The organism is Mesorhizobium sp. RCAM 05099 (assembly GCF_059683685.1).
This window is the reverse complement of the sequence record NZ_CM185035.1, coordinates 2,322,954-2,339,451: the sequence shown is the minus strand read 5'-3', so window position 1 is coordinate 2,339,451 and position 16,498 is coordinate 2,322,954. Positions and strand designations below refer to the sequence as shown.

Here is a 16,498-nt window from a genome sequence, read left to right as displayed (position 1 = left end):
TTTGTCAGGCAGCTGCGCGCGCGCCTGTCGTCGGCTGACGGCCTGGATGATGCGGCTCGCCTCGTCCGGCAGGACCTCGAACCGTTCCTTGGCCGCTTCTCGAACGAGACCGAGCAGGATTTCGCCGCCGCCATCGAACAGGTTCGCGGATCCATTCGACCCGTCGAAATTCTCAGGGTGAATTCGATCTTCCGAATCCGCCAGGACTGGTATCACGGACCGGCGGAAACTGATCGTCACTGGCCCGCGTTGCGCGCGTATCTCGTCGATTCCAAGGGCTGGTCTGCAGACACCGTGGATGACCGCATCGGCAAGGCCTCGAACGAGATCGTCTCGCTGCTTGAGAATCCCTCGAAGGAGAGCTTTGCATGTCGTGGTCTGGTCGTTGGACACGTGCAGTCCGGCAAGACCGCCAACATGACCGCCGTGATCGCAAAGGCGGTCGACGCCGGTTACAATCTGGTGATCATTCTGGCTGGTCTCACGAACAAGCTTCGCAAGCAGACGCAGGGGCGCATGCAGAAGGATCTGGTCGATCGGCTGAGAGACCAGTGGCAGCTCCAGACCCGAGAAGACGAGCAGGGCGATTTCAGGATGCCGCCCAATGGCGGCTTTCCTATGCCTGTGGCAGGGGCAGCACAGCTCGCAGTCGTGAAGAAGAATGTTGCGCCGCTCGGACAGCTGCTTCTCACACTCGAGCGTACCCTGCCCGCGATTCTGCGCCGTCTCAAGGTCCTTGTCATCGATGATGAGTGCGACCAGGCGAGTGTGAACACGGCCTCGGGCGAGTACGACATGACGCGCATAAACGAGAGGATCCGCCTCATCCTCAAGAAGATCCCGGCAAATTCCTACGTAGGATATACCGCCACGCCGTTCGCGAACGTGCTCATCAATCCCTTTCCCGCCGGGGGAAAGGAACTCGACGACCTCTATCCGAAGGACTTCATAACCGCGTTGCCGACGCCGGAAGGCTATTTCGGGACCGAGCGTCTGTTCGGCCGCCCGCCCGTCGACGCGGATTCCCCGCAGCCGGAAGAAGAGGGGCTCGACATGATCCGAGAGATCCCGGAGGGCGATACGGCGTTCCTTCAGCCTCCGAGCCGGGCGGAAAAGGATCATTTTCAGCCACGCATGACGGAATCGCTCGAAGATGCGGTCCTGTATTTCCTGGCGTCTTGCGCAGCGCGACGGTTCCGGGGCGATGCGGACAGCCACATGTCGATGCTGATCCACACATCAGCGTATGTGATCATGCATGAGCGGCTGGCCACTCTGGTGAAGGCATGGCTCGAGGTTATCGCCGACCAGATCACGGACCCCGGATCTGCTCTTGGGACAAGGATGCTTGGCCTCTGGGAGGCCGAGCAGCAGCGCGTGCCTGACGACCTCTGCGCCCTGCCCTACGTCACCGGACATCAGCTGATGCCATTCATGGCGGCGGTCCTCGAGGCGCTGGAAGTTCCTGTCGAGAACGGCACCAGCGACGATCGGATCAACTATGACGGTTCTCCGCGGACATACATCGTGATCGGTGGCTCCATCCTCGCTCGCGGCCTGACGATCGAGGGCCTGTGCGTGAGCTATTTTCTGCGCACGTCAAGTCAGTACGATACGCTGCTGCAGATGGGGCGGTGGTTCGGCTATCGGCCCGGATACGAGGACATGCCGCGCATCTGGATGACCGATTCGCTCAGCACGGCGTTCCGTTCGCTCGCCCTCATCGAGGCCGAGATCAGGGGGGATGTGGCGGAGTATGCGGTCCGCAAGACGACTCCGATGGAATTCGCGGTAAGGGTGAGGTCGATCCCGGGGATGGCGATCACTGCCGCAAGCAAGATGAGAGCGGCGATCCTCACTGACGTGAGCTATGCCGGCAAGCACGTGCAGACAATCCGCTTCGATCATCGCAGGCCAGAGATCGTCCGGGGAAACTGGACCGCCGCCGCCCATCTGATGACACAGGCCACCGACCTCGGATTGCGCGACCGGGAATCGACGCGCATCCTGTTTCGCGGTGTGCCCGGGCGCCTGATAGTGCAGTTTCTCAGGGCATACTCGGTGCAGGCGTCCCACAGGGAGCTCTCTGCCGAGTTCCTGCTGGGATACATCGAGGCATCTGGCGACAGCGCGCGAACATGGAACGTCGGAGTCGTCGAACCGAGGAGCGGGGAGCCGTCGGCAACACCGATGGGCGAACTTGGCCCTGTACGGCTTTCGACAAGAACGCGACTGGAGCGGCCGGATGATTTCGCCGACATCAAGGCGCTGATGTCGCGAAGAGACGTGCTCTTCGACTGTGCCGACGGCGGAGAGGCCGCGGCAGAGACAGATTGGACCAGGCTGAAGGCGGTGCGCGCGGGCGTCGTCGGCAACGTGCCGCTCCTGCTGCTCTATCCGATCGACAGGAACTCGACGCCGAGAAGGCCGTCGGGCCAGCGCGTTGCCCTTGAAGCCGTCGGGGATCTGGTCGGCTTCGGGATTGTCTTCCCCGGGTCGGCAGACGGGTCAGGGGGATATTACAGCGTGAGACTGGAACCACCATCGGCCGACGATCTCGAAGATATCGAAGACGAGATCGCAGAACAGCTCGAGGCCGGCCGTGTCCACTGAGCCGTCGCTCGAAGAGTGGTCCATGCTGCGCCGTGGAGGTCACGCTTCGAGCGAGCTCGGGATTCCCAGCGTGGATACGGGAATCGAGACCGGATTCGGAAGCGTTCGTCTTGCGCTGGGCAATGCGGGCGAGCTGCGCGTGCTCCTCCCGATAAGACACAGCGAACGGATCGCGCAGGTCCCGAGCAGTCCGTCGCTTGGGATCGGCATCGCGACTTACTCTCTGAATGGTGTCTCGGTACGCTATCTTGACATTGTCTGCCTGGCAGCCGGTCTGGACGGGGTCTTTGCGGATGTCAGCGCGGAGATGATGAACCGTATCAGGGCCGGCTTGTCTCCAGTCGACGCCTGCGCGTCGACGCTCGACGACTTCAGATTGCTGCTCGCCGATCCGACTTCCGGAGTAACAATCCAGGAAGTGAGAGGTCTCGTCGGCGAGCTCCTGATGCTCCGACGGATGCTTCGGCTTGATGCGCGCGCCTGGCAGCTCTGGCGCGGCCCCATGATGGAACGTCATGATTTTCGGGCTGGCAGACTCGCACTCGAGGTCAAGTCCTCCGCGAGGGTGACGGGACTTTCGGTCCAGATTTCAGCGATCGATCAGCTGCTCGCTCCAACGGGAGGTGTGCTGCATCTCGCTCTATATCAGCTCGAGCAGTCGACGGGCGGCGACCTTTCCGTATCGACGCTGGCCGCAGAAGCCATGTCCATGGCGTCGGACTCTCTTGAGGTCCGGACTCTCCTTGCGGCGGTCGGCTGCGATGACCCGAACACTCCGGTGTGGAACAGGGCGAACTTTCGTCTTGAGGGCGAGCACCACTATGTTGTCGGCGACGACTTCCCCAGGATCATCCCCGCGAGCTTCGCGACCGGGGCCCTGCCCACGGGGGTTACCAGCCTTTCGTACTCAATCGACCTTGTCGCGGCCGAGTCCAGTTGTCTGGCTGCGGTTCGTGCCGACGCTCATGTCACCGAGATGATCGCATGCCTCGACCACCCTTGACGCTGCACTCCGAGGCCTACTCGGCTTCCGGCAACCTGGCCGCCGACGGCTATCTGAAGCTGCTCGGTGCGCCCTCGATCGATCTTGTCCAGACGGTGGTGAGGGAGGCCGTGCAGAACAGTTGCGATGCCGCCCTGTCCGACGGCGGAGCCGAGGTCCATTTTCGGTTGCGTACGCTTGATCCGGAACAGGCCGCGATTCTGCGTTTCGACATCCTGAGCCAGCGCCCGCTCGACGGCAAAGCGGCGGGCAGCCTCGACGATTTCCTGCATTCCGAAAGCCTGCGCGTGCTCGAGATCTGTGACTTCGGCACAGCCGGTCTCGCCGGACCGACCAGAGCTGACCTGGCGTCTGATGACGAGCCAACTGACTTTGTCGATTTCCTGAGGAACGTGGGTTCACGCCGCAACACCGTGCACGGCGGCGGCACATACGGCTATGGCAAGACCTCTCTCTATCTGGCGAGCCGCTGTTCGGCGATCGTGATCGACAGTCAGACCTCCTTTGCAGGCGATCCCGTCCGCCGCCTCATCGCTGCCCAGCTTGGATCAGCATTCGACGCGGACGACCCGCACGGAGTGCGACGAAGGTTCACCGGGAGGCACTGGTGGGGTGTTCCCGCCGACGGCGAGGAGTACGTCGACCCGATCGAAGGCCGGGAGGCTGCGGACCTTGCCGACGCGATCGGCTTTCCTGCTCGCGACGCTACCCGATCAGGCACCTCGATCATGATTCTTGATCCCGCGTTTGTCGGCGCCGATGGTGAGCACGCGATGAGCCTCGTTCAGGAGGCACTGCTCTGGTTCTTCTGGCCCCGGCTCATCGAGGACACGCCCGAGACCCGGAAGATGCATTTTCGCATCTTCATCGAGGACACGGAATATCCACTGCCGCGGCCTGAGGACTTTCCTCCGCTGGATCTATATGCACGAGCAATGAAGGCCTTGCGGACCGATCCGGCGAGCGGCGAGGAGATCCGCTCCTTTCGACCGAACAGGATGCTTGGTCGCTTGAGCATGGTTCGAGGCCTCCGGGCAGATCGCATCTCGCCAGCAGGTCGTGAGGGTAGCCTGTTCCCGGAGCGATCCGCCGCGATCGCAGTGATGCGGCCCGTGGAACTGGTGGTTCGCTACTACGAAGGTGTGCAGCTTCCCGACGATCGCTTCGAGTGGGCTGGTGTCTTTATCGCTTCAGATGAGCAGATCGTCGAGGCTGCCTTCGCAGAAGCAGAGCCGCCCGCCCACGATGATTGGCAGTTCGAGGCGCTCGCCGACAAGGAGGCGCGCAGTATCGTGCGGATCGCCGTCCGCCGCATCAAGGTTGCCGCGGCAGAATATGCAAATCCGCCGGCGGCGGCGCCGATCGGCGGCGATACTGGACCGTCGCTTGCGACGGTCGCCGGCCTGTTTGGACGGGTACTCGAGGGTGAAGGCGAAGGTGCAGGTCCTCGAGCTCCCGGGGGCGGCGGTGGCGGTGTAACCCGTGGTGGCACCAGCGTCTCTCGGCCCTTGTTCCTGAGACTGGAGGAAGGCCGGGACGGGCCTGTCGCCGTTTTCGAAATGGTCGTGAGGGGCGACGGCGCGGCAAATTCGCTGCTTCTTGAACCTGCACTTGTGATGGACGGCGGCACCGCAGCCGAAGCGCCGTCGACCATCAAACCTCATGTGCTCGACGCTCGCGATGACTTCGGAGAATCGCTCGGCAGCGGGACACGGATCGAGATCGGTGATCGAGTCGGCAGGTTCGAGGTGGCTGTCGCGATGCCGTCTGATTGCGCCGTGACCCTCGGCGCGCGACTGTCCGCGGCAGCCGACGCATGAGCCGTATCGCCTTTCCATTCCTGACGCTAGGGACCGACGCCGTACATGCCGGCCCATGGGTACTTGTCGAGAACGATCGTGAAGTCGTCATAGAAGATCCCTGGATTGCAGACTGGGACAGCGGACGGGACGTGACCCTCAGGCGCCGGATTGCTGTCGATCTTGATATCGCCGCTTCACAGCTGCGGATCGACATCGCGCAGCTCGCCTTGGTGCTGTTGATGCGCGTCGGCACGGGTGCGGGCAACATGCCCCGAACGATCGTTACAGCGACGCGTCGCGAAATTCGCGCTGGAGAAATTCTTCTCGAGGAGCGAGTGGCAGGACACAGCCTTTCCCAGCGCCTTCTTGCCGAGACAATGATCCTCCTCGGCCACCCCGGTTCAGGCGCCCACACGCTGTCTCCGTCGCGACCCGCATCGAAGCTCTGGTCTGACCGGATCGATCTGCGTCTCGAGGGCGAGGAGCCCAGATTCCCGATGGAATCACTGAGTTTCTCCCGCCGCTTCGCCGGAAGGCCGGAAGCCTATGCGCCATGGTACCTGCACTGGCCTCCGGGCAACCTCCACCGGGACTTCGGCGGAGCTGTTCGACTTTTCCTCAACAGCGATCGCCCCGACTTCACCGAGCGCCTTCTCGCCGGCGATCGCGCCACCCTCCAGGTGGTGCTTGCCGATGTCATGACGCAGATCATCGCGACATCGCTGCGACAGTCCGATTTCGAGCAAGCGGTCGCAGAGAGCGACTCCAACTCTATAGCAGGTAGAGTCGAGTTCTGGATCCGGCTGGCCTTTCCCGGCCAGGACATCCAGACGATTCGGAGCATGCTCGATCTAAGACCATCCTCGTTCCACGCAGCGGTTCTCGCCGCTGCGGACGTCGCGACGGAGGAGACTCGCGCATGAGCGTGGCACTACTGCCGAGACTCGACCGCATCGCAGTCGACGCGTGCCTTTCGTCTACAGCGGGTCTCATGGTGACCGTCGATGCTGGGCTGGATTCTGCCCATTTTCCTGTCGAGGCAACTTATGCTGCGAGCGGTGGAAGCCCGGTGCCCGACGAGTTTCTCCGGACACTCCGATCGGCTCTGCTCGAGATCGGGCATGCCTGCGGATTTCCGGACCGAGGCAGCGCCATCGAGCGAGCTCGGTTCGACGAACTTGCATCCATCCACCTTGCACAGGTGCCTGAGTTTGAAAGCGGAGAAGCACTGCGGGATGACGTGTGGGCGTTCCTCGCGACGGTAGTTCTGCCTGACCTTGTGGCATGGCGATTCGCCGGAAGGCCGGCCGAGCGATTTCAGGGGGGCATCCGCAATGCATTCCAGAGACTGTGGATGAGAGGGCGAATACTCGACAGAGGCCCTCGGACCGGCCGCCGCTGGGAGCTGCTGGCAGAGCTCACGGAAGATGCTCTTGTCCAGATCACCGAACGGCCATCCGTCGGAAGTGACGCGCGGCTTGCGCGCGGGTTCGCCGAGGCCTGGGTCAGGGCGACAGTTCGGCTCGGCCGTCCGGCTATGGAAGATGTGACGCGGGAAGCTATCATCCGGCTGAGACTGAGGAACCAGATCCAGGTCCTCTCGGAGATTGAGGATTCCGAACTGGGGACCGTCATGGATTCCTTCTTCACCGGAGACAGTACACCGCCAGCGCCTGCCAAGCCCGGTTGGGTAGGCCGCCTGCTCGGTCGGACCTGACCAGCTCATCCTTGTGAGGGCCGGCCCGCGCATACTGCGGCTACGCGAAGTTCACAAAACAGGCGCATTCCGCTGGGATTCCTCATACGAAAGCACTGTCACGAGCTTGATGGCTTCGTTCCAATGTCGCGCCACGTCAGCACGGGTGATGGTGCGGCCCGGTCGGTAGGCTGGCAGATCGCCCGCAAGTGCCTTCAGGTCGCGCAATACGGACGCAATGTGCGGCCATGGGAAATCCGTCGGATCGCCGATGTCCCGGTCGGCGCCAATAATCATCTCCAGCTTTGCGATGATCCCTGCGAGCGACAGAGCTGCAACGCTCGGGATAGCATCCTGAAATTTGAGTGCCTCGGTCATGGCAAACACCTCTGCCTCGCGAGCCACCGCATATTCGGCGCTCCCCTCCGGCGCGGCCACCGCCATCCGCCGAGACAAGGATTTGCCCGAGGTCAATACCGGAATTCCGGTATTGGCCATCATTCGCGCCTCCAAACGTTGCTGCACCCGACACAATAGCAATGAGGCATATCGAGCTTGTTGCCAGTCGCTCCAGAGGCCTAAAGCCGGGTCTATAGCTTGCCCTTCGGGACCGTTCGGCTTATCGCCTTGCCTGTCGATGACGAAAGGCAAAGTCGTGGTATTGTCGGAATCAGCCATGATCCGAGCTCCAGACAGCTTTGGCGTGGTCAGGCTAGGCACGGTGCGTCAACACTGCGTCTAGCCGCACCCCCGACAACACGCCAAGGGTATCCACTGATACCTTTGGACCATAGCGCAATGATCTAAAGGGATCAAGAAAAATTGGTGACAGCAGCACAAATGCGGGCGGCCCGAGCTTTGATCAGCCTATCACAGTCGGAGCTTGCCAAGCGGGCAGGCGTCTCTATTCCTACTGTCAAACGCTGTGAGAGCGACAGTGAGCGCGTCGCTTCAGTGTCTGCTGAAACCCAGGACAAAATCCGTGCCGTTCTTGAGGCAGAGGGTGTGGAATTCACTAACGGCAATCATCCGGGCGTCAGATTGCGGCGACCCTGACCGACGAAGCAGCGGGAATACCGTCCATCCCAGATAACGGCGGCGGCCCTGGTGTTCGTTTGTCTCGCAATCAGAGCTAACGCCCTGTTCGCCATGCAACTGGATCGCCGACCCATCGATTGACATCGGATTCCCGCCAGCCCGCCCCGTTGACACTGATCTTGATCTGGGCCGGGAACGTGCCTTCGGCGATCTTGCGATAGATGGTTGAGCGGGACAGGCCGGTCCGGGCAAGGACGGTCTTGAGGCGTATGATACGATCTGGTTCAGGCATGGCCGCCTTATCTTTCGCTGAGAGCATTTGGCACCTGGTGGAACCAGACAGGACACTCCCAAGGCTCGCGCGCAATAAGATTAGTCATCTCATCGATCTGGGGTGTGGGAACGGCGGCAAATCGGATGTTTAGATTCCTATGCCCCGGCCGCTGCCAATGCCGTGATTGAATGCGAGTTCCACACCCAGGCGCCGGCCGGATTCGATCTGAATGCCGAGCGCCTTCTTATGATTCGCAAGCAGGGATTCAAGTTGAGGGTCGCGTTCAAGGCTCTTGGCCATGTCGGACATGGCCGAACGCATTGACTTGTAGCCGGACATGTCGCCAGCCTGATATTGCTCCCGTCCCGTACGGTCGAGCTTTTGCCAGCGTTCCACGAACCGGTCGGCGCGGCGGCCGGGATCGAGGTCCATCCCAGTGCGGATTTCCGTTTCAAGCTGGAGAGCAAGCACGATACGGCTGACGCGGCCGGCTCCCGCCTCGCGGACAAGTTCGGGATTTTTCACATAGGCCGCTTCGGCATCGCGCCAGCCATGTGGCCGTACCTTCTCGAAAGCGCTACGGGCATCCTTCAGTTCTTGCATCTGCTCGAGACTGCCCTGGCCATCCGCGTTTCCAGTGCTGAGGATCGCGTCGAGCGCGCGCGCGTGACGCACAAGCGCTTTCGTGCGTGCGCTGCGCAACGCCGCTTCCGCGTCCACCGGCATAGTCGTGTCGCGCGGCACTCCAGTGGCGACATTTTCTCTGCCGGGCGTAGGACCTGGATCTCCGATCCGCACCCCAACATCTTCCCTTTCCGGTCTTCGCCCACCTTCCAGCATGGGTTCGCCGTCTACGGGCGAGCGCAACCCGTCCAGCAGTCCGCCGATCCTGTCGCGCAGCTTCTCCGGAACGATCCGGCGCACGATCTCGACGACGCGCTCGCGGAACGTGATACCGCGCCGCTCGGCGTAGCTCTGCGCCGGGTCGATCTGCTCGTAATCCAACGCCATGTCCTTGGCGCGGTCGCGTGACAGGGTGCGGACGAGGCGTTCGCGGGTCGTGAAGTCGTCGCCGCCATAATGCAGGTCCATGCTGTCTCGATGCCGCGACAGGGCGACATAGCTGCCATGTGCATCCATGCCCGGCGTGGCGAGCACATGGGTCCGGTCGACAGTCATGCCCTGCGCCTTGTGAATGGTCGCGGCATAACCGTGGTCTATGTGCGCGTAGTCTTTCAGGTCGAACCGCACTGACCTGTCGTCATCGGTGCGTACGGTCATGCTCTGTGTGCTGAGCTCCTTCACGATGCCCAGCGTGCCGTTCTTGACGCCAAGCCCGTGCTCGTTGCGCAGGAACATGATCCGGTCGCCGCCGGCGAAGGCCCTTGCACCTCGCTCCACATTCACCTGAACCTCGTCGCCGAGATCGCCGGCAGCGCGCATGCGTTCGCGCGCTGCCTGGTTTAGCGCACGCACCTCGTCGTTTGTGTGGGTGAGAATGATCCGGCTTGCCTCTGGATGCGCCTGCCTGTCGCGATCCCACCGCTCGACGAGTTCACTTCGCGCTTCGTCGCGCGTTGCAGCCTGATGCACCATGCCTTGCGCGTCGTAGGCGCTGATCGCAGCACCTATCCTGCCGCTTGCCAGATCGCGCGTGGCATCGCGCTGCCAGTCCTGGCGCTGCCGGCGCACCTGGCCGATTTCGGCGCCGCCATGACGCTCGTGAATGGAGCGGAATGCAGCGCCGGCTTCGATCGCCTGCAACTGCTGCGGATCGCCGACCAGGACGACTTTTGCGCCAACGTCCGCGGCATGGGAGAGCACGCGCTCCAACTGACGCGTGCCGACCATGCCGGCCTCATCGATCACCAGGACATCGCGCGTGGTGAGCAGATCCCTGCCCTGTCCCCAGCTATGCTCCATGCTGGCGATGGTGCGTGACGAGATGCCGGATCCGCCCTCCAGATTCTCGGCGGCAATGCCCGAGAGCGCGGCGCCTCGAACCTCGTAGCCCGCCGCTGCCCATGCCTGGCGCGCAACGCCCAGCATGGCGCTCTTGCCCGTTCCGGCAAAACCGACAACGACACCAAGACCGCGACCATCGGTGATGTGCGCAAGCGCATCGGACTGCTCGCCCGAAAGGATAAGCCCGCGTTGCGCAGCCCGCGCCAGCGCTGTCTCACGCTGTGCGTTACTCACCGCGTGGCGCTCGTCCAAATCGATACGCTCCGCAGCGCGATGCAGGCGCTGTTCGGTCTCGATCATCTGCCGGGTGGTGAAGCGGTCTTCGCCGCGCCGGTCCTTGCCGAGTTCGACCAGATCAGGTGCGTTGCTGATGGCTGCCACCACCTTGTTGAACTGCTGCACTCCATCGCTGTGCCGATGCGCAAACTTCGCGATGTCCTTTCGGGTGAAGGTCGATTGCTGATGGGTGATGGCGTCCAGCGCCACGGATGGATCGGCAATGATGCGAGCACCATTGCCGCGCGCGATCTCGCGATGCAGTTCGGCGCGATCTGCTTCAATGTCGCCAGCAGCAAGGCCACTGCCCTCGATGCGTTGCGCCGGTGCACCGATCTGCGTTTGCGGCTCCAAGGCAATGCCCTGCGCTTCCAGACTGCGATGATCGATGCGCGCGTCTATGTCGAGTTCGGCCAGGCGTTCATTGGCAAGTTCCGCCCACCGCTCGCGCCAGCGCTCGACCAGCTGGGTAGCATTCCAATCTCGAACCTTGGCACCAAAGCCATTCTGGTCCACCGACCGCATGGTCAGCATGACATGGGCATGCGGCTTGGGACTGCCATCCTCTGCCCTGTCCCAATGCACATTGAGGTCGGCGACCATGCCGCGATCGACAAACTCCGACTGAACGAAGTCGCGCGCCAGTTCGATGCCTTGCGCCTGGCTGAGCTCACGCGGCAGCGCAAACTCGACCTCGCGGGCAAGCTGCGCATCCTTGCGCGCCTCGAACGCCTCGACATCGTTCCACAGCCTCTCGCGGTCGCGCCAGGCCTCCGGCGCATCCTCTGGCAACATCACTTCGGAATGGACGACACCGCGCTTGGCGGAGAAGTCGTGGCTGCGTTCGATCCGCTCGTCGCGCAGCCGCGAAGCCGAGCGGTAGGCAGCAGACGCCACAGCACTGCTCCCAGCCTTGCGGCCAATGACCTTGACGTGAAGATGATAGATCGCCATCGCGACCAGATCATTTGCACGTCAAAACGCACGTCGGCACGACGTATAAGCGCGCCCTCCCTCGAAAAAATCTCGGGATGGACCAGCCCGTCCCGGGCTGTCTCGGCAACCCTGAAGCCTTCCGGCAAGCTCTCGCCTATCATCGCCACATCGACAATCGATGGAGACAGCCATGCGCAAACATGGGCTAATCGCGGCGCGACTCACGATCTATTCCGTCGGGACGGCGGATGGTGAAGGCGGTTGCTCCTCGATAGAATCGGAAGCGGGCTCACGATTGGCGCCGGGCCCAAATATCGGACGGAGAGCAACCATGGAGCAGTATGTCGGCCTTGATGTTTCCTTGAAGGACACCGCAATTTCGATCCGCCAGGATGGTGAGCGGATTTGGCGTGGAAAATGTCCTTCTGACCCTCAGATACTGGCGCAAGTGATCCGCAAGCATGCACCGCACGCCAGCCGCGTCGTCTTCGAGACTGGGCCATTGGCAACTTGGTTCTATCACACGTTGGCGGCTAAAGGTCTGCCTGCGATCTGCATCGAAGCGCGCCATGCGCAGAAGGTGCTGAGCGAAACGCTCAACAAGACCGATGCCAATGACGCGGATGGGTTAGCCCGGCTTGCCGAAGCGGGCTTCTTCAAAGCGGTCCGAGTCAAGTCGTACGACACGATGTTGATCCGCACGCTGGTGGCGGCACGCAATCAATTCATCCTCATCTCGACGCAACTTGGCAACCAGATACGCGGAACAATGAAGACGTTTGGGCTCATCGTTCCGCGGGGCAAAGGAGGCGCGTTCGAAAACAATGTCCGGAACCTTCTGGACGGCGAAGAAGGTCTGGCTCGGATCATGCTGCCGCTGCTCGAAGCCTGGCGCGACGTTCGCAAGCGCGCGGCCGATCTCGATCGTCAGCTACTTGCGACGGTGCGCAAAAGTCAGCGGGCTCAGTTGCTGATGACCGTCCCCGGCATTGGTGCGGTGACGGCTATTTCCTATGTCGCAGCGATTGAGGACCCCGACAATTTCCGCAAGTCACGCGCGGTGGGCGCTTGGCTGGGCCTGACCACACGGCGTTACCAGTCCGGTGAGGTCGACTATGACGGCCACATCTCACGACGAGGTGACAAACGCCTGCGCAGCTTGCTCTATGAAGCAGCGCTGGTGATCCTCACCCGAACCGGCGCCAAGAACGAGAGCAGCCTCAAGACCTGGGGACTCCAGCTACGTGAGCGCCTGGGCTTCAAGCGCGCAGCGATCGCGGTGGCGCGTAAACTGTCAGTCATCATGCACGCGATGCTTAAGTCAGGAGAAGCTTTCAACCGATCGGCTGGGGCCAGCGCCTAGCCTAGGCAACCCAGCTCTACACTCTCAGCGCGTCGTCATTCTAGCGCGCCGAGGCGTCCCTGCCGGGACGTGGGTCAGACCATTCCGTTCTCGTGATTGCAGCTCTCCGGAGACTGCGGCGCAAACACAGGAAGGCCTCGCCTGCGAAGACCCATAATGCGACGGCCAAATGCCGATCGCGGAGACAACCCTGCTCCCGGCACTCGCCTATGACTCGCGCGAAAGCGGCCACTGCGGGCATGCCCATTCTTCGTTCCAACCTGCGGCGGTGCAATCCATCGCCCGACTAGAAATGGAGTTGACCAGATGAGAGCGATTAGACAACCACGAGACTTCGACGCCGAACTGAAGGCGCTGGAAGACAAGGCGCGAGAGCTCAAAACTCGGAAGGTTCAGCAACTTGGCGAGCTGGTGATCGCCACCGGCGCCGATGCACTCAGCACCGACGAACTGGCCGGCGCACTGGTCGCAATTGCCGAGACGAAAGACACCGCGAAGCGTGAGGCATGGGCCAAGCGTGGAGTGATGTTTTTCGCGAGCCGGTCCCGGCGAGCTGCTCCGGCACCTCAGCGCAACCCTCGCAGCTCTTCGGCTCTACCGGGCAGCCCACAATCGCCGGCAAGCGGCACGGGCTCGGCATGATATGCGCACGTGGCAGATCGAGCGCCGCAAGCGCACCCGACATCTGATCGAACTCGGCGGGCTCGTCGTCAAGGCAGGCATCGTCGAGCTGACCAATGACGATCGCGCCACCATCTACGGCGCCATGATTTGGATCGCTGCCAAGCTGCAGAGCGATGAAGGTGAGCATGCGCGAGGCCTTTGGACCGCGAAGGGAGACCAGGCATTCGATGCGGAACGGCATAATGAGACCAGCGAACAAGCGGTGATCGGCCAGCGGCGGTGATGCTTTGCACTACCTGGTTACAGCCAACAACCGTTCAGTGCGAAATTGGGCATTCACACTGACAGCGGGGTCAACACATGTGATCTCGCGCCGACGAGACAGCGCACCCTTCGCTGGATTTCGGTGCCGCACAGGTGGCAGAGAGAGTGTTCTGCGGTCCTTCACCCGTTGGTGAACCTTGCCGCGCGCTCGGTGGTCGTCAGACTTGCCAATCCATTCGGAAACGGAACGAGTCATCAACGCAACGGGTGGTGTCGCAGGTTCAATCCCTGCATCGCCCGTCAGGATCGTCACCTGCCTGGGTCGAAACGCGCCCTTTGCGGTTCGGCAGCACCAACAAAGCACGGCAGTTAGTATTATTCCATAATTATTGTTGCGAACAAGACGTGAACATGGACCGTACAAAGAAAATCATGTAGCGTCTGGAACTATGACGACTCTTGAACTCAAAGCACAACACGATGCGTTGCAGAAGATTGCGACGGTCCGTGATCCCATTAAGGCGATCGCTGAATTTGTGTGGAACGCCCTTGATGCGGATGCGTCCGAGGTTGTCGTCGAACTTAGAAGGAATCCGCTTGGAGGCCTTCAAGAGATAGCGATACGCGACAACGGTGTCGGCATATCGAGGCAGCACGCACTGGCGGATTTCGAGAATCTCGGCGCTTCGTGGAAACGCAAGCAGCTGCGCACGGAGAAGAGTCGTATTCTTCACGGCAAGGAAGGTCAGGGCCGGTTGCGCTTCTTCTCCCTCGCGGAGCGGGCGAAATGGACATCGCTGTATGCGACTCCAGAACGCCTCGCCAAGTTGATAATATCAATCAACGGGAGTTCTCTGCACAAGTCGGAGGTAGAGGATGCGAGCATTGACTCGTCTGACGCGGTGCCTGGCACTCTCGTTGAACTGTATCCGCTGAGAGACGGGCTCGAGTGGCTGAGCAGTGAAGAAGCCCGCTCAGACTTCGCGGCGATTTTTGCTCCTTACGCACTGCAATACCCCGACGCGAAAATTGTGTTCGACGGGCACGAACTCGACCCTACCTCGTCAATCGCGAACCAGAAAGAGTTTGAGCCAGTATCGGTCATCTGCCCCAACCGGAAAGTCGAGAATCTGGTCCTACGGGTTATCGAATGGAAACACAGCATGGGTGGCAGGAAAATCCATCTCGGCGGGGAGGCCGGCGTAGTGCTTGGGTCAATAGCGGCCAGCGTGACAGCACCGGATTTCGAGTTTTCGGCATACGCTTATGCGCCCTTCTTTCAAGAGATGGCTGACGCCAATCTGCTGGAATTCGATGATCTGAACGACGTCGACTAGCTGCGGGTGCTGGAGCATATCCGCGATACCCTTGGGGACTACTTTCGGGCGCGGCAGGCGGAGCGTTCTGGCGGACTGATTCAGGACCTGAAGGATGCTGGGGTCTATCCATACGAAGGTGAACCGAAATCAGACGTCGAGATCCGCGAACGGCAGGTGTTCGACATCGCCACTCACGCGGTTTCGTCCTACTCGCGCGACTTCAAGCGGGCCGATGATCCGCTGAAGAAGATCACTTTGGGGTTGCTGCGTGAGGCGGTGCGGCACAATCCGGAGGCCATCCACCATATTCTGCATCATGTTTTCAATCTGCCGAAGAATCGGCAGGATGAGTTTTCCAACCTCCTCTATCGGACGAACCTCGGCAACATCATCTCAGCTTCGACTCTGATCTCCGATCGGATCGTCGCGCTTGAGGTCTTGAAAGGAATGGTGTTTAGCCCCAAGCATCGTACATCGATCAAGGAGCGTGGCGAATTGGACGTTCTGGTCCAGAGCAACACATGGATGTTCGGCGAGAATTTTCACATCACGCTTCCCGAAGCCGGACTGTCACGCATCATGGAGCGTGTGTCTGCCGAGGTAAGTGGTCAAAAGACACGACATAAGGTCGTGACTTCCGTCGGAAAGATAGGACGCGCTGACGTCTTCGTGGGGCGCGAGGTTCCCAGCCAAAATCACCTGCGGCGGGAATTCCTGCTGATCGAACTCAAGCGGCCGAGCCTGGCCATCGGAACAAAAGAGACGGATCAGCTGGAGAAGTATGTCAACGCGATCCGCACACAACCTGATTTTACCGCCACGGATACGTTCTGGAATTTTTACCTCGTCACCGGTGAGTACGACGAGACGGTTGGTGAGCGTATAACCCAGAGCGGTCGTCCCGTGGGGCTCTTACTCGAAAAGCCCACACACAAAGTGTGGGTGAAGACGTGGGGCGAGGTCGTGCGGGAATGCGAGGCACGACTGCATTTTATCTCCGACAAGCTGCAGATCGAGGTCAAAGACTCGGAGATTGAAGAAAAGATAAGGCTGCTCAAGTCGTCGATCATGAAAACCACCTCGGACGCTGTCGAGGATGCAGGCGAGTCAAAGGCGGCATAGGTCTTCAGGAGTTCTGGCGCCTCATTTTCAGCCAAACGAACTCGGGAGCCGATGAGACGACAGCGGGATAGTAGCGACCTCGTGAGAGTGCCACATAGGCCATTTCGACCTTAGTGGGGGTCACCGTCGGGAAGAACAGCAACGATTGCAGGTCCTTCCAGTCCCTTGAACCTGCGGATGTATCCAGAATGGGTACTACCCCG

Annotated in this window: 14 protein-coding genes; 11 read left to right on the top strand and 3 right to left on the bottom strand. The window is 61.2% G+C overall.

Going from position 1 to position 16,498, the window contains the following annotated elements; all coding sequences use genetic code 11:
- Positions 1-177: 177 nt before the first annotated feature.
- From AC56QQ_RS11490 to AC56QQ_RS11470, 5 genes are read left to right on the top strand one after another with little or no spacing between them, the layout of a single operon-like run.
- Complete coding sequence (locus tag AC56QQ_RS11490) at positions 178-2,613, top strand: Z1 domain-containing protein (RefSeq protein ID WP_497127171.1); 2,436 nt, start codon at positions 178-180, stop codon at positions 2,611-2,613.
- A 22-nt stretch (positions 2,614-2,635) separates the two neighbouring features.
- A complete protein-coding gene (locus AC56QQ_RS11485; RefSeq protein WP_497127167.1) occupies positions 2,636-3,616 on the top strand; it encodes a PD-(D/E)XK motif protein in 981 nt (326 codons plus the stop codon).
- Positions 3,613-5,436 carry a hypothetical protein gene (locus AC56QQ_RS11480; protein ID WP_497127164.1) on the top strand — a complete coding sequence of 608 codons (1,824 nt, stop codon included), beginning with the start codon at positions 3,613-3,615 and terminating at the stop codon, positions 5,434-5,436. The genes AC56QQ_RS11485 and AC56QQ_RS11480 overlap by 4 nt, the downstream gene beginning before the upstream one ends.
- Complete coding sequence (locus AC56QQ_RS11475; protein ID WP_497127161.1) at positions 5,433-6,341, top strand: hypothetical protein; 909 nt, start codon at positions 5,433-5,435, stop codon at positions 6,339-6,341. The genes AC56QQ_RS11480 and AC56QQ_RS11475 overlap by 4 nt, the downstream gene beginning before the upstream one ends.
- Positions 6,338-7,135, top strand: a complete 798-nt coding sequence (locus AC56QQ_RS11470; RefSeq protein WP_129468919.1) for a DUF6339 family protein — start codon at positions 6,338-6,340, stop codon at positions 7,133-7,135. Before AC56QQ_RS11475 ends, AC56QQ_RS11470 begins: the two co-directional genes overlap by 4 nt.
- A 51-nt stretch (positions 7,136-7,186) precedes the next feature.
- Here the strand turns inward: AC56QQ_RS11470 and AC56QQ_RS11465 are convergent, their stop codons facing one another.
- The gene (locus AC56QQ_RS11465; protein WP_497127157.1) at positions 7,187-7,792 is read right to left on the bottom strand and encodes a hypothetical protein; all 606 of its coding nucleotides are present in this window, start codon (positions 7,790-7,792) and stop codon (positions 7,187-7,189) included.
- A gap of 162 nt (positions 7,793-7,954) precedes the next feature.
- Here AC56QQ_RS11465 and AC56QQ_RS11460 point away from each other — a divergent pair, with 162 nt between their 5' ends.
- On the top strand, positions 7,955-8,170 hold the full coding sequence (locus AC56QQ_RS11460; RefSeq protein ID WP_497128947.1) for a helix-turn-helix domain-containing protein: 216 nt from the start codon (positions 7,955-7,957) through the stop codon (positions 8,168-8,170).
- A 76-nt stretch (positions 8,171-8,246) separates the two neighbouring features.
- Here the strand turns inward: AC56QQ_RS11460 and AC56QQ_RS11455 are convergent, their stop codons facing one another.
- Both AC56QQ_RS11455 and traA read right to left on the bottom strand, forming a co-directional pair.
- Complete coding sequence (locus AC56QQ_RS11455) at positions 8,247-8,444, bottom strand: helix-turn-helix transcriptional regulator (RefSeq protein WP_497127154.1); 198 nt, start codon at positions 8,442-8,444, stop codon at positions 8,247-8,249.
- 129 nt (positions 8,445-8,573) lie between these two features.
- A complete protein-coding gene (traA, locus tag AC56QQ_RS11450) occupies positions 8,574-11,621 on the bottom strand; it encodes a Ti-type conjugative transfer relaxase TraA (RefSeq protein WP_497127151.1) in 3,048 nt (1,015 codons plus the stop codon).
- A 313-nt stretch (positions 11,622-11,934) separates the two neighbouring features.
- Here traA and AC56QQ_RS11445 point away from each other — a divergent pair, with 313 nt between their 5' ends.
- The 5 genes from AC56QQ_RS11445 to AC56QQ_RS11425 all read left to right on the top strand — a co-directional run bounded on the left by AC56QQ_RS11445 (position 11,935) and on the right by AC56QQ_RS11425 (position 16,295).
- The gene (locus AC56QQ_RS11445) at positions 11,935-12,966 is read left to right on the top strand and encodes an IS110 family RNA-guided transposase (RefSeq protein WP_497123285.1); all 1,032 of its coding nucleotides are present in this window, start codon (positions 11,935-11,937) and stop codon (positions 12,964-12,966) included.
- Positions 12,967-13,281: 315 nt separating this feature from the next.
- Positions 13,282-13,608, top strand: coding sequence for a conjugal transfer protein TraD (locus AC56QQ_RS11440; protein ID WP_497128943.1), 327 nt, complete (start codon positions 13,282-13,284; stop codon positions 13,606-13,608).
- Position 13,609: 1 nt separating this feature from the next.
- Complete coding sequence (locus AC56QQ_RS11435; RefSeq protein ID WP_497127148.1) at positions 13,610-13,873, top strand: conjugal transfer protein TraD; 264 nt, start codon at positions 13,610-13,612, stop codon at positions 13,871-13,873.
- A 430-nt stretch (positions 13,874-14,303) separates the two neighbouring features.
- A complete protein-coding gene (locus AC56QQ_RS11430) occupies positions 14,304-15,191 on the top strand; it encodes an ATP-binding protein (RefSeq protein WP_497127145.1) in 888 nt (295 codons plus the stop codon).
- A gap of 6 nt (positions 15,192-15,197) precedes the next feature.
- Positions 15,198-16,295: a hypothetical protein gene (locus AC56QQ_RS11425; RefSeq protein ID WP_497127143.1), complete on the top strand. Its 1,098-nt coding sequence runs from the start codon at positions 15,198-15,200 to the stop codon at positions 16,293-16,295.
- Positions 16,296-16,498 lie beyond the last annotated feature (203 nt).

Excerpts from the sequence above, each read along its gene's own strand:
- AC56QQ_RS11485 (WP_497127167.1), top strand. The coding sequence starts at position 2,636 with ATGCTGCGCCGTGGAGGTCACGCTTCGAGCGAGCTCGGGATTCCCAGC.
- AC56QQ_RS11475 (WP_497127161.1), top strand. The coding sequence starts at position 5,433 with ATGAGCCGTATCGCCTTTCCATTCCTGACGCTAGGGACCGACGCCGTA.
- AC56QQ_RS11470 (WP_129468919.1), top strand. The coding sequence starts at position 6,338 with ATGAGCGTGGCACTACTGCCGAGACTCGACCGCATCGCAGTCGACGCG.
- AC56QQ_RS11465 (WP_497127157.1), bottom strand. The coding sequence starts at position 7,792 with ATGGCTGATTCCGACAATACCACGACTTTGCCTTTCGTCATCGACAGG.
- AC56QQ_RS11460 (WP_497128947.1), top strand. The coding sequence starts at position 7,955 with ATGCGGGCGGCCCGAGCTTTGATCAGCCTATCACAGTCGGAGCTTGCC.
- AC56QQ_RS11455 (WP_497127154.1), bottom strand. The coding sequence starts at position 8,444 with ATGCCTGAACCAGATCGTATCATACGCCTCAAGACCGTCCTTGCCCGG.
- traA (WP_497127151.1), bottom strand. The coding sequence starts at position 11,621 with ATGGCGATCTATCATCTTCACGTCAAGGTCATTGGCCGCAAGGCTGGG.
- AC56QQ_RS11445 (WP_497123285.1), top strand. The coding sequence starts at position 11,935 with ATGGAGCAGTATGTCGGCCTTGATGTTTCCTTGAAGGACACCGCAATT.
- AC56QQ_RS11435 (WP_497127148.1), top strand. The coding sequence starts at position 13,610 with ATGCGCACGTGGCAGATCGAGCGCCGCAAGCGCACCCGACATCTGATC.
- AC56QQ_RS11430 (WP_497127145.1), top strand. The coding sequence starts at position 14,304 with ATGACGACTCTTGAACTCAAAGCACAACACGATGCGTTGCAGAAGATT.